We start from the raw sequence: 19,599 nt of genomic DNA, 5'->3' as shown, positions 1-19,599 counted from the left end.
CTTCGCAGAGATTATAAAGTTCCACAATTTACACAGATCTTTTGAAGCAAAAAAATCTGTGTAAATCTGTGAAATCTGTGGGAAGTTTATGGAGCAAGTTTGTGGAGCAAATTTGTGGGGAAGTTTATGAGAACTTTGTTGGGAAGTTTATGAGACCCTTCAGAACAAAAAAAGGTGTGACTGATGCCACACCCTTTATATCATTACAAAATCAGATGATTACTTTACGATACCCTTCTCAAGATATTCCACGAGGTTGCAACGAACCTTCTGACCTGCATCCTCGGCAGCAACCTTGGCCATATCGCTCTCTACCATGATCTTCACCAATTCCTCGAAAGAGGTGGTGTTAGGATTCCAGTTGAGCTTTGCCTTTGCCTTGGTTGGATCACCCCAGAGATTGACAACATCTGTTGGACGGTAGAAATCAGGAGAAACCTCTACGAGGGTCTTGCCAATCAGATTCTCAGGACCTTCTACGCAGATACCCTTCTCGTTCTCATCCTTGCCTTCCCACTTCAGTTCGATACCTACATGATGGAAAGCCAACTGAGCAAACTCTCTTACAGAGTGCTGCTTACCAGTAGCGATGACAAAGTCCTCTGGCTTTTCTGCCTGGAGGATAAGCCACATACACTCTACATAGTCCTTCGCATAACCCCAGTCACGCAAAGAATCCAAGTTGCCGAGATAGAGTTTCTCCTGCTTACCCTGTTTGATGCGGGCAGCAGCAAGAGTAATCTTGCGGGTAACGAAAGTCTCGCCACGGCGCTCACTCTCATGATTGAAGAGGATACCAGAGCAGCAGAACATATTGTAAGCCTCACGATACTCCTTGACAATCCAGAAACCGTACTGCTTGGCTACGGCGTATGGAGAATATGGGTGGAATGGTGTATTCTCGTTCTGAGGAACCTCCTCTACCTTGCCATAAAGCTCGGATGTGGAAGCCTGATACATACGGCAGGTTTTCTCCAGACCGCACTGGCGGATAGCCTCCAAGATACGGAGCACACCTGTAGCATCTACATCGGCTGTAAACTCAGGAGAGTCAAAACTTACCTGAACGTGGCTCTGAGCGGCGAGGTTATAAACTTCGGTTGGTTTCACCTTGTTCATCACCTGAATGATGCTCATAGAGTCGCCCAAGTCGGCATAATGAAGGTGGAAATTAGGTTTACCTTCCAGATGAGCGATACGCTCACGGTAGTCAGTAGAGGAACGGCGAATGGTGCCATGCACATCGTAACCTTTCTCTAATAGTAACTCTGCCAAATAAGAGCCGTCCTGACCCGTAATACCCGTAATGAGGGCTACTTTTCTATTATCCATGATTTCTATATTAATTATTATTCATTTTTACTATTACCTCTCAGGCTCATCCTGTATTTCAGCGGCGACATCTTGAAATGTTCCCTTACATACTTACCGAAGAACGAGGTATTGGAAAAGCCTAAGATACCTGATATTTCCTTGATAGACTTATTGGTGGAGCGCAGGTAGTAAGTGATATCCGCAAGCGTGTATTCCGTAATCCATTCTATAGCCGTCTTATTGCTATGGCGCTTGCAGACGATGGAAAGGTATTTCGGGGTAATGCACAACTGCTGGGCGAAGAAGTCCACTGGTTTGTGTTTCACCTCATTCTGTTGCAGCATCACCAGGAATCTGTCGAATATATCATAAGTAGAAGAATTGTTTTTAGCTACATCAGCCACCTCGGTCGTGAAAGCATTACAAAGGGCGAGAAGTGCCGTTTTCAATAAGGTTTCCACAATTTCGCGACGATAAGGATTCCAGGAAGAATGCTCCATGCGCTCTTCATCCAGACAGAGACGCACCAGTTCTGTAAACTTGGCATAGAACAGCATTTCCTCGCTCGTCATCCTGATGACAGAAACCTTGTCCACATACATGGCGCGATTCCACACATTGATATGTGATCTCAGGATATTCTGCATACCATGGTTGGTGACACAGAGCGCCACACAGGTGAAATCCGATGAAAACTCAATGATATCCACAACAGAATTAGGCGGACAAACGAAGATATCGTTTTTGCCCACTTCCACCGTTTTACCATTTACCTCCATCTTCAGATTTCCTTTCTGGCAAGAAGCAATCATATTCATCTGGAGTCTCACAGGATCAGGATTGGCAAGTACCTTGATATTATCAATGATGAGAATATCCTCATCCAGATAGCTTGCACTGATCTCTGCACTCTGAGCAAACTCCCCCTGCTCAATACGTTGCTTGATGTCCTTCTGTTCTTGCTTTGCCATGAATATGTTCCTTTATTCTTCGTTCTTCACTTCTCACTTCTCACTTCTCATTTCTCATTTCTCATTTTCTCAAAACGCCTCACGATACTTGTTCTCGTCCTTGTCTTCGAGCATGGACAAATAACTCTGGTATCGGCTGGCGGCAATGAAGTGATCTTCCACCGCCTTGATAACCGCACAACCCGGTTCGTGGGTATGCGTACAGTTGGAAAAACGACAATCTTTGGAGAAATGGAAGATTTCCTTGAAATAACTGGTCAGTTCTTCTTTCTCAATATCAAACGTACCGAAGCCCTTGATTCCCGGAGTATCTATCAGATAACCACCACCAGGCAGTTCAATCATCTCACTGAATGTGGTGGTGTGCATACCCGTATTGTGCGCATCGCTGATTTCTGCAGTGCGCTGGGAAGCATGAGGAATCAGGCGGTTGATCAGCGTTGACTTCCCCACACCACTATTGCCGCTCAGAAGAGAAATCTTGTCTTTCAGGATAGGGAACAACTGTTCTACGCCCTCTCCCGTTTCGGCAGAAATCTCAACACACTTATAGCCCACGGTCTCATAGAGCGTACACATCATCTTCTCATAATGCAATTCCTCTTCAGAGAGAAGATCGTGCTTATTAAACACAAGGACGACCGGCACGCTATAAGCCTCGGCACTGGCCAAGAATCTATCAATAAAAGTGGTGGAAGTCTGCGGATAGTTGACAGTAACCACCAACAAGGCCTGATCGACGTTGGCGGCGAGGATATGACTCTGTTTACTGAGATTAGGCGACTTTCGGATAATATAATTACGCCTATCCTCAATAGCAGAAATAAAAGCCGTACCTTCCTGATTGGTGATAATTTCCACATGATCACCCACAGCCACAGGATTGGTACTGCGGATGCCCTTCAATCTGAAATTACCCTTGATTTTACTTTCAATAAGCTGGCCATCGTCAGTTTTGACGGTGTACCAGCTTCCTGTATTTTTGATGACAAGTCCTTTCATCTACTCACTGCAATAATGATTGTCAAAGAGTCAGTAAGACTAGACGGTCATGATTTCCTTTTCCTTATCAGCCATCAGTGCTTCAAGCTGCTTGATGTATTTATCGTGCAATTTCTGCAACTCGTTCTCAGCGTCCTTCTCCAAATCCTCAGAAAGACCGTCCTTGATAGCCTTCTTCAGTTTGTCCTTGATTTCGCTACGCACATTGCGCACCTCCACCTTAGCCTTCTCAGCAATCTTGCCACACTGCTTCACGAGTTCCTTACGGCGCTCACCAGTTGGCTGAGGAATACCCAGGCGCACGATTTCACCATTGTTTTCAGGAGTGATACCCACGCCACTGTCCATAATCGCCTTTTCGATATCCTTGATGGCCTTCTTGTCCCAAGGTCGGATAGCGATGGTACGGGCATCAGGAGTAGTAATATTAGCCACCTGATTGAGCGGTACCATACTGCCATAGCTGTTGACTCTTACACCATCGAGGATAGCCACATTGGCACGTCCTGCACGAATATGAGAGAGCTCCTCTGCGAGATACATCGCTGCCATCTCCATACGCTCACCTGCTGAACTCAAAGTTTCTTTTACGTCTATCATAATTCTTTATTTTATTACTTGTTATTGTTAGTTTCTATTTCTTTTCCGCCCATAGGACTTCTTTTCCGCCACAAAAATAGGCATTTCTTATCAATTAGCCAAATTATCAGCTAATTATTTTGCGCTTTCCAGGCGTTTCAGTTCCTCATCCACATAGTTGGTGAGTTCCACAAACTGCTGGATAGTGAGCTGTTCAGGGCGCTTGGTCATGATGTCTGTAGTATAGAAATCCTCACGTGGAGTCATTCCCGGGAACATCTGTTTCAGACTGACGCGGAGCATTTTCCTGCGCTGGTTGAACACAGTCTTGACGAGGCGCTTGAAGAGTTTTTCATCACACCCCAATTCCTTCACATCATTGCGGGTCATTCTGATGACGGCGCTCTTCACCTTTGGAGGCGGATTGAACACGCCCTCATCCACCGTGAAGAGATACTCCACATCATACCAAGCCTGTATCAGGACACTCAGGATGCCATACGCCTTGTTTCCTGGTTCTGAAGCAATGCGCAAAGCCACTTCTCGCTGAATCATACCCGTACAGCATGGAATGAGTTCCTTGTAGTCGAGCATTTTGAAGAAAATCTGAGAGGAAATATCATAAGGATAGTTGCCGGTAAGCACAAACTGCTCTCCGTCAAAAATCCGGTTGAGATCCATGCGCAGGAAATCCTCACCGATGATACGATCCTGGAGCTGAGGGAAATTCTCATGCAGATAAGCCACCGATTCAGAGTCGATCTCCACAGCCTTGACCAGACGAGGTTTCTCCACAAGATACTGAGTAAGAACGCCCATGCCAGGACCTATTTCCAGCACAGGAATATCAGGACAAGCATCCACCGTATCGGCAATACGCTTAGCTATATTCAGGTCGGTCAAGAAATGCTGACCGAGATTTTTCTTTGGTTTAACCGCTTTCATGCTAATTTATAAGTTGTTTTCAAGAAGTGATGCGCCTCATTCCCTTTTCGACCATGCAATGCGACAAATCACCCAATAATTCTGCAAATTTACTATTTTTTTTTGATATTCATGCAGTTAACTCTGTTAAATTATCAACTTTTCACAAAATCAGCACCAGAACAGACGGTGCTGGAGGCCAAGATTCATGCAGCGGGAAAGCGCTCCTGATGTTTATTTATGCTAAAAATAATCACTTACATGCTAAAAAGTAATGTTTTTCATTCGCTATTGCGGATAAAAATCGTACCTTTGCACCAACTATGAATATCAAGAAGACGATAAACAATATATTGAAGGTGGGTTGGTCACTCCTCTTGGGAGGCGCTATCCTCTACTGGATGTACCGTGGATTCGATTTCCAGCAGGTAAAAGACGTCCTGCTGCACAAGATGAACTGGACCTGGATGCTCCTTTCCTTTCCGTTCGGTATTCTGGCACAGGCCTTCCGTGGCTGGAGATGGAAACAGACACTCGACCCCATTGGAGAACACCCTCGAAGTAGTGTCAGCGTCAACTCCATTTTCATGAGTTATGCCCTGAGTCTGCTGGTGCCTCGCATCGGAGAGTTTGCCCGCTGCGGTGTACTGAAACGCTGGGAGGGAATCTCATTCCCCAAGTCCTTGGGCACCGTGGTAACTGAGCGCATCATCGACTCTCTGTTGGTTTTGCTCATCGCCGGCTGCGTTTTTCTCCTGCAGATACCGGTGTTCCTCAATTTCTTCGACAAGACAGGCACCAGTATGGAAAGTATTCTGCACCAGTTTACTGCCACGGGATACATCGTTACTACCATTTGCGGCATAGCCATCCTCATCCTGTTGCACTTCCTGCTCAAGAAACTTTCTATATATAATAAGGTGAAAGCCACCCTTCAGGGACTCTGGCAGGGAGTTGCATCGCTCAAGGGCGTGAGGAACGTACCGCTTTTCATCGGTTTCACCTTGGGCATCTGGCTCTGCTATTTCCTGCACTATTTCCTCACCTTCCAATGCTTTGAGGCAACCAGTCATCTCAGCGTGATGTGCGGACTGGTGACTTTCATCATCGGCAGTATCGCCGTAGTTGTGCCTACCCCGAACGGAGCAGGACCTTGGCATTTTGCCGTGAAGACGATGCTCATTCTCTATGGCATTTCATCAAACGATGCCTTGTTCTTCGTGCTGATCGTCCACTCCATCCAGACCCTGCTCGTCATCCTGCTGGGCATCTATGCATGGATTTCGCTCTCGTTCACGGACAAAAAAATGACAAAGTTTTAAAAACCATTTCTCATTTCTAATTTCTAATTAAAAAACATTTCTAATTAAATAAAATATTATGGCTGAAATTAAGAATCTGAACCCAGTAGAAATCTGGCGTAACTTCGACAAATTGACACAAGTTCCACGTCCATCAGGACATTTGGAGAAAATTCAGGCTTACTTGCTCAACTGGGCAAAGGAAGCTGGTGTAGAGGCTTTCCAGGATCCTGCAGGCAACATCGTGATGCGCAAACCTGCTACTCCTGGTATGGAGAACCGCAAGGGCGTTATCCTGCAGGCGCACATGGATATGGTGCCTCAGAAAGCAAAAGACAGCAAGCACAATTTTGAAACCGATCCTATCGAGACTATCATCGATGGCGACTGGGTTCATGCCAACCGTACTACCCTCGGTAGCGACGACGGTCTGGGCGTGGCTACTATCATGGCTGTCATGGAGGCAAAAGACTTGCAGCACGGTCCGGTAGAGGGTCTCATCACACGCGATGAAGAGACTGGTATGTTTGGTGCCAACGAACTCCCTGAAGGTGAACTGAACGGCGACATCCTGCTCAATCTCGATACAGAGGTTTGGGGTGAATTCGTCATCGGTAGCGCAGGTGGTATTGATATTACAGCAACCCTCGACTACAAGGAAGTAGAAACCGGCCAGGAAGATGCTGCTGTCAAGGTAACCCTGAAGGGCTTGAAGGGCGGTCACTCTGGTATCGAAATCTGCGAAGGTCGTGCCAACGCCAACAAATGCATGGTTCGTTTCGTACGTGAAGCCATTGCCGAACTCGACGCTCGTCTTGCTTCCTGGAACGGAGGTAATATGCGCAATGCCATCCCATTCGAGGCTGAGGTTGTACTCACCTTGCCAAAGGAGAACGTAGAGGCACTCCAGGACTTGGTAGCAGACTGGAAGGAAGAACTCCAGGATGAATTCAAGGGTATCGAGAACATCGAGAAGATAGAATTCTTCACAGAGAACGTAGAGACTCCTAAGATGGAAGTACCACAGGAGATACAGGACAATCTCGTAGATGCCATCTATGCTTGCCACGACGGTGTATTGCGCATGGCTCCATCTATGCCAGAAATCGTAGAAACCTCATCCAACCTTGCCATCGTAGAGATTGGCGAAGGAAAGGCTGCCATCAAGATTCTCGCCCGCTCATCACACGAAGGTTACAAGGCTTACATCGCCACCATGTTTGAGAGCTGCTTCTCTATGGCAGGCATGAAGGTGGAACTCAGCGGCAGCTATGGCGGTTGGAATCCAAACCCAGACAGTGACATTCTGAAGCATGTACTCAAGGTATATAAGGAGCAGAACGGCGAAGACGGCAAGGTGCAGGCAGTTCATGCCGGATTGGAGTGCTCTATCATCTTGGGCAAATATCCACACCTCGATGTCGTATCCTTCGGTCCTACCCTCTGCAGCCCTCACACCCAGTTTGAGCGTTGCCAGATCAGTTGCGTAGCACCATTCTGGAATCTCATGAAGCAGTTGCTTGCCGAGATTCCAACCAAATAATTTACAAAAAGGTTAAAAATATAGGGCCGGGAAGAAAATTCCCGGCTTTATTTTTGCCATTTTGGTTTATTTTAATTACCTTTGCAGCCGGAATTTTAAATATTAAACAAATGGACGATTATCACGCGGACAACAACAATGAATTGTAGGCGTGGAGATTCAGCAGAAAGAAACCCATTCACCGCTTTGGGGGGATAGCTAATCTCCATACCCCAAACTTTTATTTTGTGGAGATTAGCAACAATGAGAACATATTGGAATACAGAGAATCATCTGCAGGCTATCAATGAATGGCAGCCTAACTGCTGGATACAAGTAACTTGTCCAACCGACGAAGACCAGCGCTTGCTGGAAGACGAATTCAAAATCCCTGATTATTTCCTCTCGGACATCAGTGATACCGATGAGCGTGCCCGCTACGAATACGACGATGGCTGGATGCTCATCATCCTCCGTATTCCTTATGTCAAGGAAATCAGAAGCCGCACGCCTTATACTACCGTACCATTGGGTATCATCCACAAGCGGGATGTCACCATCACCGTCTGCTATTACGAGACCAATATGATGATTGATTTCGTGAGTTTCCAGCAGAAACGAGGTGAAGGCTTCACCGACTATGTGGATATGATTTTCCGTCTCTTCCTTTCCTCTGCCGTATGGTATCTGAAGCGACTCAAGCAGATCAACTCGCTCATCGAGAAAGCCAAGCGCAATCTGGATCATGGTGTCAACAATGAAAGCCTGATCGGTCTCTCACGTCTGCAGGATTCCCTCACCTATTTCATTACCTCCATCCGAGGCAATGAAAACCTGCTGTCTAAACTGAAGTTCAAACTCCAGGTGGATGAGTTGGATGCCGACCTGATTGAGGACGTCAACATCGAGATGACCCAGGCGCGTGAAACCACCAATATCTATTCAGATATTCTGGAATCCACGATGGACACCTATTCCAGCATCATCAACAACAACATGAATACCACGATGCGTACCTTGACGTCCATCAGTATCGTCATGATGTTGCCTACCCTGATTTCCTCCTTCTTCGGAATGAATCTCATCAACGGCATGGAAGACAGCTCCATCGGTTTTGGCATTGCCATCCTCATCTCTATCGTCGTATCAGGCCTTACGTGGGGATTCCTGCGCTATAAGCGCTTGCTCTAAGGAAGGAGCCGAGCCCCGCATAGCGCAGGGGCATAGAGCAAGAAGAACACAACAAGTCAGAAAAATAATGATAAAAAAACATAAAAAAGCGAAGATAAAAGTAAAAATAAAAAATAAAATTAGGATTTTTCGCTTTTTTTACTTAAGTTTGCAAAATTATTGTGTGTGTATGTGGCAGATAGCGACACCGTTATCTGCCAAGAAATCGAATCATAAACTAAATACAGTGAAATGATGGACTCTCAAGAAAATGCCCTGTTACAGGGAACCATGGAAGAACCTGCCAAGAAGGCGTATGCCACCAAGCAGGAAGTGCTCGAAAGAGTGAAAGAAATCGCTCGCAGTGCCGAAGCTCCTAATAAGGAAGAGCTCGACCACCTGAAGACAACTTTCTACAAACTTCACCTCGCAGAACGGGATGCTCAAACCAAGGAGTATCTGGAAAAAGGTGGTGATCCTGAAAAATTCGTACTCCTACCTGATGACACAGAAGAAGCTTTCAAGGCTGAAATGCAGATCATCAAGGAAAAACGCGCCAAGATCTTCCTTGAACAGGAAGAGGAAAAGCAGGAAAATTTAGCAAAAAAACTTGAGATTATAGAAAAGATCAAGGCTATGGCTACCTCTCCTGAGGAAGCTAACCAATCATATAATGACTTCAAGACCCTGCAGCAGGAATGGAAGGAAATCAAGACCGTGCCTGCCGACAAGGCTAATGAGTTGTGGCGCAACTACCAGCTCTACATGGAGCAGTTCTACGACCTTCTGAAACTTAACAGCGAGGCACGTGAATACGACTTCAAGAAAAACCTTGAGGCTAAGACCGCACTCTGCGAAGCTGCTGAAAAGCTCGACGAGGAACCGGATGTCATCTCTGCCTTCCACCAGTTGCAGGACTTGCACCAGCAGTACCGCGAAATCGGTCCTGTTGCCAAGGAATTGCGCGAGCAGATCTGGAGCCGTTTCAAGGCGGCAAGCACCGTGATCAACAAGAAGCACCAGCAGTACTTTGAGGAAATCCGCTCTAAGGAGGAGAAGAACCTCGAACTGAAGACTGCGCTCTGCGAAAAGTTGGAGGCGATTGACCTGGATGCCATCAAGACTGCAGCCCAGTGGGAAACGACTACCAAGGAGGTGATCGCTATGCAACAGGAATGGCGTGAAATCGGTTTTGCTCCTCAAAAGATGAACGTGAAGATCTTTGAACGCTTCCGCACCATCAATGACGTGTTCTTCAGCAAGAAGGCTGCGTTCTTCAAGGAACTGAAATCGCAATATTCCAGCAATTTGGAAAAGAAGCAGGAACTCGTCAAGAAGGCACAGGAACTTGCTGATAGCACAGACTGGAAGAAGACGGGCGACAAGATTATCGCACTGCAGAAAGAATGGAAGACCGTGGGCGTTGTGCCTCGCAAACAGGGTGAACTGCTCTGGAAGGACTTCCTCGATGCTTGCAACAAATTCTTCGAGGCTCGCAACAAGGCTAATGCGGGCACCAGAAACACGGAGCACAGCAACTTGGCGAAGAAGCGCGAAGTAGTGGCTAAGCTGAAGGACTTGCTCGAAAACCCTGTAGAGAACGTGCAGCAGGCACTGCAGAAGCTGACAGAGGAATATAACTCCATCGGTCATGTGCCTTTCAAGGAAAAGGACAATATCTACAAGGAGTATCACGAAGTGCTCGACAAGATCTATAAGGACTTGCACATCAGCAACGCCAAGCGCCGTCTCGACAATTTCAAGAACAATCTGAAGAATGTGGCTGAGAAGGGTTCTGATGCCTTGGACAATGAGCGTGGACGACTCTTGCGCCGCTACGACCAGTTGCGCAGCGATATCACCACCTATGAGAACAACCTCGGCTTCCTCAATGCTGCCAGCAAGAAGGGCAACAGTCTCGTAGAGGAAATGAACCGCAAGGTGCAGAAGCTCAAGGATGAACTCGAACTGGTAAAAAATAAGATCAAGGCTATTGATGCAGAAAATAAGTAAAATATATAGCCCCACAGATCTCACGGACTTTACATAGGTCTTTCATAGACCGATGAAATATTAAAGTCCCACAGATTTCACAAATTAACACAGATCTTTTGAAGAGAAATAAATCTGTGGATATCTGTGAAATCTGTGGGACTTTTTTTTAGACCCTTAAGCCTGTTCTCGCCTTGCACGAACAGGACTTATATCACACTTACATCTTTTCTATGATTTTCATGCCCTCTTCCACCGCTTTCATATTGAGAGGAATCAAACCATGATGGCGCTCAGGCAACGACTTGAAGAGTGCCTTGTTCAGACCGTCAGTGCTCACCACAGGACAAACCTTCAGCAGACCACCCAGCACAATCATATTAAACACCTTTGCGTTTTTCATCTCAGCCGCCTTGTCCATCGCATCAATACGATACACGGTGATGTCCTTACGCTGCGGAGGATTCATGATACCATACCCATCATAGATCAGCACACCGCCCGGCTTAACCTTCGATTCAAACTTATCGAGCGAAGGCTGATTCAGTACGATAGCCACATCATAATGGCTCAAGATAGGCGAAGAGATACGGTCATCACTCACGATCACCGTCACATTCGCCGTACCGCCACGCTGTTCCGGACCGTATGCAGGCATCCAAGTCACCTCTTTATCCTCCATCAGTCCAGAATAAGCCAGGATTTTTCCCATAGAGAGAACACCCTGACCACCAAACCCAGATATAATGATTTCTGTCTTCATTTCTAATTTCTCATTTCTCATTTATATCCCCGTCGTATCCTTCAAGTCTCCCTTAGGATACTCCTTGAACATATTCTCTTCCATCCACTTATTAGCTTCCACAGGAGATAGTTTCCAACCACTGTTGCAGGTAGAAACAATTTCCACCAGACTGGAACCCTTGCCCTGCATACTTGCCTCAAAGGCCTTGCGGATAGCTTTCTTAGCCTTTCTGATGCTCGCTACAGTTTCCACGCTCTGTCGGGTCACATAGCAAGTACCCGTCAGATGACTGGCAAGTTCGGTGATATTGAGCGGATAACCATGAAGATCAGGCTGGCGACCGTAAGGACAGGTAGCCGTCTTCTGACCCAGCAGAGTAGTAGGAGCCATCTGACCGCCCGTCATACCATAAATGGCATTATTGATGAAGATAATGGCAATATGCTCACCACGGTTTAAGGCATGAATCGTCTCACAAGTACCGATACAAGCCAAGTCACCATCACCCTGGTAAGTAAATACCAGACGATCTGGCCACAAACGCTTGATACCCGTAGCCACTGCAGGCGCACGACCATGAGCCGCTTCCTGCCAGTCAATGTCCAAATAACGATAAGCGAAGACGGCGCAGCCCACAGGACAAACGCCCACCGTCTTATCCTCCATACCCATCTCCTCTATCACTTCGGCGACAAGCTTATGCACCACACCATGCGAACAGCCCGGGCAATAATGCATCGGAACATCGTTCATCAGTGTCGGTTTCTTATATACTAAGTTTTCTGGTGAAATTATATCATTCATAATGTATAATTTATATATTTTCAGTAATTAATCGCTTGAGCGCCTCCACGATTTCCTCTGGTTCAGGCACAATACCACCCAAACGACCGAAATGCGCTACAGGCACCAAACCATTCACAGCCAGACGCACATCCTCTACCATCTGTCCGGCATTGATTTCTGCCACGAGGATGCCCTTCTTGCTCTCAGACAACTGATGGATTTCCTGAGTAGGGAAAGGCCAGAGCGTGATCGGACGGAAAAGTCCCACCTTGATACCCTGTTCACGGGCACTCTCGATACTCTTCTCCGCAATACGGGCAGCACTGCCGAAGGCCACGATCACATAGTCGGCATCCTCACAGCACTGCATCTCGTAGCGCACCTCCGTCTCACGGATTTTCCTGTATTTCTCCTGCATCATCAGATTACGCTCCTCCATCACTTCCGGTTTCAGTTCCAGGGAAGTCATGATATTCGGCTTTCTGTCCTTCTTACGACCGATGGTAGCCCAAGGACATTCCTCTGCAATCTCCTGTTCAGTGCGACGAGGTTTCATAGGAGGAAGCACCACCTTCTCCATCATCTGACCGATGACACCATCACTCAGTATCATCGCCGGATTACGGTATTTGAAAGCCAAGGTGAAAGCCAAGTCCACGAAGTCAGCCATCTCCTGTACAGAAGCCGGAGCCAATACAATTACATTATAGTCACCATTACCACCACCACGAGTAGCCTGGAAATAGTCACCCTGCGAAGGCTGGATAGTACCCAGTCCAGGACCGCCACGCTGCACGTTGACGATGACACCTGGAATCTCGGCACCCGCCATATAGGAAATGCCCTCCTGCATCAAAGCCACACCCGGACTCGACGAAGTAGTAAGCACACGCTTACCGGCACCCGCACCGCCATAAACCATATTGATGGCAGCCACCTCACTCTCAGCCTGGAGCACCACCATACCAGAAGTCTCCCAAGGTTTGAGCAAAGCCAAAGTCTCTATAATCTCACTCTGTGGAGTAATCGGATAGCCAAAGAAACCATCCACACCACATCTGATGCAGGCATGAGCAATCGCCTCATTACCCTTCATCAAAGTTATTTCACGTTTCTGTTGTTCAGCCATTATTCATTCTCCTTCTTACGATACACGGTAATACATCCATCAGGGCATACGATGGCGCACGAAGTACAGCCCACGCATGCATCCGGCACAGCCGCTTCCACATAGCGATAACCATGCACATTCACTTTTTTCTCGGCTAATGCAATGACATGTTGAGGACAAGCCACTACACAGAGCGCACATCCCTTGCAGCGCCCTGTATCGACTACAATAGCCCCTTTAATCTTACTCATATTCTTTTCGTTCTAATTATCTTTACGCTTGGAGTAAACCAAAACTGCCGTTGTCCACATGTCGGTTATTATGGATTGTAGTAGTCCTTGCAATAGAAGCTCATGATATCATCCAGCATCTCCTTGGCAGCCACGGCAGGACTCTCCGGATCGAGCGCAATGGCCTCCAGATAACAGTCGATGGCACGCCTAAAGTCGCCTTGCTTGCGCCAGGCGTTACCTTGTTGATAATAATCTTCTGCTTTCATTTACTCTATTTATTTTTAAAGTTTTACGCTGCGAAAGTACTAAATTTCAGCTAAGAAAAAGAATAAAAGCGGAAGATTTAAACTATATTAATGTTGATTTTCTTAAAAAATGCGCACACTACTTTTTAGTGTGCAATTTTTCAAGAATAATATCCGATATTTCTACATTTTATTTTGGTAGATTATATACAGTACGATGCCACGCAAAACGAGATAAATGATGAAAGCCAGCCACAGGGCATGATTGCCCATCAGCGGATGCAGGATGAAAAACAGGGCAAAGAAGGAAGCCGAAGCGATGGCAGTAGAACAGAGCATCGACTTCGACTGAGTGATGCCCACGAAGATGCCATCGAAGACAAAGGCCGCCATTCCAGCTAAGGGAATCAGAACCGCCCACCAGAAGTAATCACCCGCAGCCGTTATCACCCGCTCATCATCCGTCAGGAGCGCAAGGAAGTTTTCTCCTCCTATCATATATAATAAGGTGAACCCCGCAGCCACCGCTAACCCGAAGCCCATCGTCCTGCGCACCACTTCCCGAAAGGCCACCATGTTCTTAGCCCCGTAATACTTGCCACTCAGGGCTTCAGCAGCGTAGGCAAAACCATCCATGAAGTAGGAAAAGATGGTGAAGAGCGTCATCAGCAGGGTGTTCACCGCCAATACCAAGGTACTCTCCCTGGAACCAGCCGCCGTGAAGAAGAGGTTGACAGCCACCAGACACACCGTGCGGAGAAAGATGTCCCTGTTGAGCGAGAAAAACCGTTTGAGCGGTTCCGCAGCTAAGAGATGTTGTCGGAAATCATACTTGCCCAACCGGCGATAATGAAGACGGAAAAGCAGACACGCCATGAGGAAACCCCACCATTGGGCGATGACCGTACCGAGCGCCACGCCCTCCACCGTCATCTTGCCCACGAAGACCAGCAGCAGAGAAGCGATGATATTCACTACATTCTGCGTCAGCGAAACCATCATCGGAATACGGGTGTTCTGCATACCGATATACCATCCCGTAAACCCATACAGACCCAATACGGCAGGAGCACCCCAGATGCAGACATAGCAGTATCTGCGGGCAAGTTCCACGACATCAGCCTCTGGCGACATTGCCCAGAGACCACCCCCTATGAGCCATTTCTGGAGCACGAAGAAGAGCAGACCTATCCCCACACCGATGCCTAAGGAGCGCACCAAGAGCCTCATCACTTCCGCCAAGTCTCTCCTGCCCAAAGCCTGCGAAGTCATTCCGCTGGTTCCCATCCGCAGAAAGCCGAACAGCCAGTAGATGACATTGAAGAGCATCGATCCCACGGCAATGGCACCGATATAAGCCGCATCGCCGATATGTCCGACGATGGCGACATCTACCAAACCCAAAAGCGGCACCGTGATATTGGATATTATCGACGGTACCGCTAATTGCAATATTCGTTTATTCACCTTTTTCAATTTTTAAACCTCATTTAGTTTTACTGGTATATGACCTTCAAGCTGTAACCACCTCTTTCAGAATTTAAAAATATACTCAATAAACTTACATTCATTTCGCTATTACCATCTGCTTATCAGCGAAAGCGCTACAAGCGTCAACCAAAGCCAACAGTTTGCTCCAGTTTGAGACAGGTTCCACTCTATGAGCAAAACATTTGCGCACATACACTTTTACACTTTCATTTCCAGCGGTAGCCTTAACCGTGAATTCTCCACACTCATTAGCCACCGAAGTCTCAATCTTCTTTAATGCTTCAGCAGAGACCTTATATCCTTTCGGCAACGGAATCTCTATATTCCATTCATCAACAAACGCCATCTTGCGCCAAACATCATCGATACGCTCTCGATCCTTGCCTTCTATTTTCATCGAACTTCCTATTAACTTACCTACCGACAACAAATAGTTATTTCCAGCGCGTTTCACCATTCCATCCATCACATAATCTACATGATAAACAAAGTTAGAACTATCTCGACGGATTCCCACGCAATCTACTCCATAGCCACCGACTTGCACAGGATCACCATCGTGATAACTACTGATTTCAGCCTTAAACGGATCTATGGCATTTTTCTGATATTCATTGAAAGCTCCTTTTAATTCAGCAGATTCCTTCTTAGTATAACAAGAGTACGGATCTTTGTCGTCGTATTTCAAATATCGCCAATAAGCTTCAAGTTGGCTTGAACCAAAAAGCGTGTTATCAGGACTCACCAAAGACTGACCGTACATTTTCTGTTCACCCGAATAAGTTACCTTCCTACTGATATCAAGTTTAGTACCATCAAGTTTAACCACCATATCATTCACCGACTTATTGTCTTCAGCTTGACTCACAGGTATCGTTATTTGTTCCTCGGAATCTTGCATATACGCCTTTCTTCCTTGATATATATAAGGTATCTCGGAAGCAACCTTAGGATAAGTACCAGGGAAATAATACAAGTTAGTTCCCTTGAGACGGAAGAACCAAGATGTAGAATTATAATTAATCAGTTTATCAACAGGCAATGCACCAAACGGAGTGGTAATGCCCATTTCTATTTCCACGCCCAATTTACGCAAATAATTAGCCACTGTATTAAAAGCCCTCTGAGAAGATCCACTACTAACATACTCAAAAGAATAAATACGGTCAGCTTTCTCCTCGGCAGACATCCCCTCTTTTTTGGCAGACTTGAAGACGCTCTTATACGTACTAGGAAGACCTGCAGGAGAATATCCCCCCTTAGACACATAAGATTTCATCAGTTTCCAGTCATCCTGCAGAATAGGTGCCACATCCGGATTGGCACGAACACCCTTCTGGCGCATGGCCTTCTCTACGATGACCGTCTTGGTCTTGGTAGGAGTAATAAACATCATGATGTAAGGCGACTGAACGGTTGCATTGTACCATACGGAAGGTTCTGCATCCACAGGCTGGTCCATAGTCAGGTCGAGCACGGCATTCTTGTCCTTATCCGTTGTCTGCTTAAACTCGGGAGCACCATTCATGGAACGATAAACTGTGGCAAGACTCTGATCTAACACACAATGAATACGGCTATAGAGCACTGGCTCACTTTGGCGCAAGAAAAATACAAACGGATCCAACTGCTGTTCCTGAGTGTCTATCTGGTCTAACGAAAAGACATCAATACAGTCGCCAATCTCCAAACCTGGCACCGCAATCTTCTGACTGAGTTCCTTGCCTTTCTTACCTTCCTTCACATCTACGTAATCGTCGAAATCCACCACCTGCACCGTGCCGTCTTTCTTCAACACACGAATTCCCAAGATGGTATTGGTCGTATGATGATATCCGCCCAGCCATTTCTTCGATTTTGTAAGAAAAGAGAATTCTGAATAGTCCTTCAGGGCTTTCTTGTCGTTGATTTGTATCAGCATACGCTCCATATCCTCGCAATCTATCTGGCGTGTCAGTCTTCCACTGATAAACAACTCTGTCGTAGCCTTGCGATAGTAATCGGTACTCAGTTCCTTGTAATAAGATAGAATCACCGCCGATTTCTTCTTGAATTTCTCGGGCACAGCACGTTTCTTGAAATCAACAGGCGTATTGTCCCATACTTCCTGGCGTACTTTTTGCGCCAACTTGAGATAATCAGCCTTGTTGTCGGCCTTAACCGACAAACATACGAGTTGCATCATCAATAAGAAGAAAGCAACTCCCGCCATTCTTACATTCTTCATAATCTCAACCTTTTAAAATATCAATTACTTATTTTGTTAATATAACTACTTGCTGATTGCAGGCATCATTCCATTCGGAAACCATTTTGTTCCATGCCGGAATATCCTTCAAGGCTACTCGCCTGTTCTTGATAACATATTCCTTTTTCATGACGACACGATTGCCTTGTTTGGAAAACGTACAAGACAAGTCAGCCCAATGGGAATGCGACGCAAAAGGAGCAGGGAGTTCCTGCACACGCATACCTTTTGGTATAGAGAGACTGACCTTACGCACATTTTTGACTTTCATACTTATCATGTAATCGGAAACCCGTTTGGTTGTATCCACTGGAGTCAGAAAAAGGCTCTCATCGAGATTGACATCTAAATAAACACTACCGTCAACCAGTTGCCCAGCTCCCTTTTTCATAAAAAAAGCAGTGATATTCAAAGACTCATCCTGAGGACGATTTCCCGTCATCACTATATCCCCAATCTTATCCAATCGTTCATCAATCCCCATCGCTGCCACCAAGGCCTTCTCTTTTTCATCTTGTGCCGTAGCGTCATTCCCCACTAATATCCAAGACTTCATATCGCCCTTCCATTTAGAGTACAATTTTCCCTTTATATCGTAGTTTCCATCATCCCCAGATTCTAAGGTTGCCTGATATGTTATAGAAGAAAAGCAAGAATCAGCAGCCAGCTCAGGTAACTTATTCATACGAAAGCTATCTGCGTCTTCTACCAAAGCCATCCTTCCTTGTATATTGTCTGGCACATAGCCTAAAGGAATATATGGATTCGTAGCATCCAGATAATATGGCTTTCCCTGATAGAAAACCGTACATATCGCATGATCAATAGATGCAATAGAAGGATTTTCCTGCAAAGAATAAGGTACATCCCATGTCCCTATATCCGTTTGACGAGCATCAAAGCCTTGAGCCTTGAGCAAGGTTTTGAGCAAAAGAGCCATAGCCTTGCAATCACCATAACGCTTACGAATAGTTTCAGCAGGTGTTGCCGGTTGATGGGCAGAAATGCCTGCCTCAAAAGCCAAATATCTGATATTCTGCTGTACCCAGGCATAAGTATTGGCTATCTTGTCATAATCGTTTTTTGCCCCTTTCTGTATCTCTCTTAGTATTTCTTCTTGATTAGGAATAGAGCAATCCACATTAGCCAACTGATGAGACCAGACAAACATATCTTGCAGACTTTGGAATGCTCCCAACACCAAGAGATGAGGAACACTATATCCCCAAGATGGAGAATTAGGTTCTATCAGCTGTGCAGGTAAGGAATGAATCACATAAGTAAAAACGGAATCTCCCTCTGCATTACATGTAGTACTTTTCTCTATACCAGCAGGAAGATTATATTCTTTTATCCGAAACTGCTGGAAGGCTTTTGGCTTGATTACCTCTATCTTCTTATGCTCTACATAATTAGCTTCACACAAAGGAATAGTTGTGAAATAAATAGGATTGAGATAGGTTCTAGTAAAAGAAGCCTTCAGAGTCTTGCCAACCTTTGGAATCTGATAGCTAAAGTAGCAAATCTTGGTATCATCGTAAAAGACATTACGAGGAATGGCTGACTTATATTGTGCATACCCCTTACACTGTGCCTTGTCCAAACGAATAAACTCTCCGTAATAAGCACATGGTTGAACTATAGCGGAATATTGGGTTACACCATACTCATAATCCGTAGTGTTAACAACAATCGTCTTACCTGCGTCATCTGTTTTGAAGACGTATCTATCATTGCATTGCAATATATGCACATTGTCATCAGCTTTTTGAGCCGAGATGGGTTGCAAAAAAGCGAAGAGCAATACCAGCATACTATCTAAATCTGCAAGTCTGTATTGGAGCATTTTTCTCATTTTCATTATACTCTGCTTCTTTTATTTATTCTGTTTGCAAAAATAAGAAAAAAAAGCGAGAACAAAGGATAAGAAAAGAAATTATTTTGTTTTTTGCGTTAAAAACATAT

The 19,599-nt window shown here is 45.8% G+C and carries 17 protein-coding genes; 4 read left to right on the top strand and 13 right to left on the bottom strand.

Going from position 1 to position 19,599, the window contains the following annotated elements; all coding sequences use genetic code 11:
• Positions 1 to 219 precede the first annotated feature (219 nt).
• From gmd to rsmA, 5 genes are all read right to left on the bottom strand, one after another.
• Positions 220 to 1,332, bottom strand: coding sequence for a GDP-mannose 4,6-dehydratase (gene gmd, locus EXN75_RS04085; RefSeq protein WP_022110389.1), 1,113 nt, complete (start codon positions 1,330 to 1,332; stop codon positions 220 to 222).
• Positions 1,333 to 1,349: 17 nt separating this feature from the next.
• Positions 1,350 to 2,285: a helix-turn-helix domain-containing protein gene (locus EXN75_RS04080; protein WP_134842871.1), complete on the bottom strand. Its 936-nt coding sequence runs from the start codon at positions 2,283 to 2,285 to the stop codon at positions 1,350 to 1,352.
• A gap of 69 nt (positions 2,286 to 2,354) precedes the next feature.
• Positions 2,355 to 3,287, bottom strand: coding sequence for a ribosome small subunit-dependent GTPase A (gene rsgA, locus EXN75_RS04075; RefSeq protein ID WP_118118599.1), 933 nt, complete (start codon positions 3,285 to 3,287; stop codon positions 2,355 to 2,357).
• A gap of 39 nt (positions 3,288 to 3,326) precedes the next feature.
• Positions 3,327 to 3,887 carry a ribosome recycling factor gene (gene frr, locus EXN75_RS04070; RefSeq protein ID WP_118118597.1) on the bottom strand — a complete coding sequence of 187 codons (561 nt, stop codon included), beginning with the start codon at positions 3,885 to 3,887 and terminating at the stop codon, positions 3,327 to 3,329.
• Positions 3,888 to 4,001: 114 nt separating this feature from the next.
• Entirely contained in the window at positions 4,002 to 4,811 is an 810-nt protein-coding gene (gene rsmA, locus EXN75_RS04065; protein ID WP_134842870.1) for a 16S rRNA (adenine(1518)-N(6)/adenine(1519)-N(6))-dimethyltransferase RsmA, read from the bottom strand.
• Positions 4,812 to 5,113: 302 nt separating this feature from the next.
• Between rsmA and EXN75_RS04060 the strand changes: the two genes are divergently transcribed.
• From EXN75_RS04060 to EXN75_RS04045, 4 genes are all read left to right on the top strand, one after another.
• Positions 5,114 to 6,112 (top strand): lysylphosphatidylglycerol synthase transmembrane domain-containing protein, encoded by a 999-nt coding sequence (locus EXN75_RS04060; RefSeq protein WP_134842869.1) that lies wholly within the window; start codon positions 5,114 to 5,116, stop codon positions 6,110 to 6,112.
• A gap of 58 nt (positions 6,113 to 6,170) precedes the next feature.
• The gene (locus EXN75_RS04055; protein WP_134842868.1) at positions 6,171 to 7,634 is read left to right on the top strand and encodes an aminoacyl-histidine dipeptidase; all 1,464 of its coding nucleotides are present in this window, start codon (positions 6,171 to 6,173) and stop codon (positions 7,632 to 7,634) included.
• A 243-nt stretch (positions 7,635 to 7,877) separates the two neighbouring features.
• Positions 7,878 to 8,804 (top strand): magnesium transporter CorA family protein, encoded by a 927-nt coding sequence (locus EXN75_RS04050; RefSeq protein WP_118118587.1) that lies wholly within the window; start codon positions 7,878 to 7,880, stop codon positions 8,802 to 8,804.
• 231 nt (positions 8,805 to 9,035) lie between these two features.
• A complete protein-coding gene (locus EXN75_RS04045) occupies positions 9,036 to 10,796 on the top strand; it encodes a DUF349 domain-containing protein (RefSeq protein WP_134842867.1) in 1,761 nt (586 codons plus the stop codon).
• A gap of 199 nt (positions 10,797 to 10,995) precedes the next feature.
• Here EXN75_RS04045 and EXN75_RS04040 read toward each other — a convergent pair whose 3' ends face one another.
• From EXN75_RS04040 to EXN75_RS04005, 8 genes are all read right to left on the bottom strand, one after another.
• Positions 10,996 to 11,538 carry a 2-oxoacid:acceptor oxidoreductase family protein gene (locus EXN75_RS04040; RefSeq protein ID WP_022110399.1) on the bottom strand — a complete coding sequence of 181 codons (543 nt, stop codon included), beginning with the start codon at positions 11,536 to 11,538 and terminating at the stop codon, positions 10,996 to 10,998.
• Positions 11,539 to 11,559: 21 nt separating this feature from the next.
• The gene (locus EXN75_RS04035; RefSeq protein ID WP_134842866.1) at positions 11,560 to 12,327 is read right to left on the bottom strand and encodes a thiamine pyrophosphate-dependent enzyme; all 768 of its coding nucleotides are present in this window, start codon (positions 12,325 to 12,327) and stop codon (positions 11,560 to 11,562) included.
• 7 nt (positions 12,328 to 12,334) lie between these two features.
• The gene (locus EXN75_RS04030; protein ID WP_134842865.1) at positions 12,335 to 13,435 is read right to left on the bottom strand and encodes a 3-methyl-2-oxobutanoate dehydrogenase subunit VorB; all 1,101 of its coding nucleotides are present in this window, start codon (positions 13,433 to 13,435) and stop codon (positions 12,335 to 12,337) included.
• Positions 13,435 to 13,668, bottom strand: coding sequence for a 4Fe-4S binding protein (locus EXN75_RS04025; protein ID WP_022110402.1), 234 nt, complete (start codon positions 13,666 to 13,668; stop codon positions 13,435 to 13,437). Before EXN75_RS04025 ends, EXN75_RS04030 begins: the two co-directional genes overlap by 1 nt.
• A 68-nt stretch (positions 13,669 to 13,736) precedes the next feature.
• A complete protein-coding gene (locus EXN75_RS04020) occupies positions 13,737 to 13,916 on the bottom strand; it encodes a tetratricopeptide repeat protein (protein ID WP_134842864.1) in 180 nt (59 codons plus the stop codon).
• Positions 13,917 to 14,078: 162 nt separating this feature from the next.
• Positions 14,079 to 15,371, bottom strand: coding sequence for an MATE family efflux transporter (locus tag EXN75_RS04015; RefSeq protein WP_134842863.1), 1,293 nt, complete (start codon positions 15,369 to 15,371; stop codon positions 14,079 to 14,081).
• A gap of 91 nt (positions 15,372 to 15,462) precedes the next feature.
• Complete coding sequence (locus tag EXN75_RS04010; protein WP_134842862.1) at positions 15,463 to 17,613, bottom strand: DUF3857 domain-containing protein; 2,151 nt, start codon at positions 17,611 to 17,613, stop codon at positions 15,463 to 15,465.
• A 28-nt stretch (positions 17,614 to 17,641) separates the two neighbouring features.
• Complete coding sequence (locus tag EXN75_RS04005; RefSeq protein ID WP_134842861.1) at positions 17,642 to 19,495, bottom strand: transglutaminase domain-containing protein; 1,854 nt, start codon at positions 19,493 to 19,495, stop codon at positions 17,642 to 17,644.
• Positions 19,496 to 19,599: the final 104 nt, after the last annotated feature.

Origin of the sequence: Segatella hominis, from assembly GCF_004535825.1 — a bacterium.
In the GTDB taxonomy this organism is placed as follows: Bacteria; Bacteroidota; Bacteroidia; order Bacteroidales; family Bacteroidaceae; genus Prevotella; species Prevotella hominis.
Note: the sequence above shows the minus strand (reverse complement) of the source record. Positions and strands in the feature narration are given on the sequence as shown.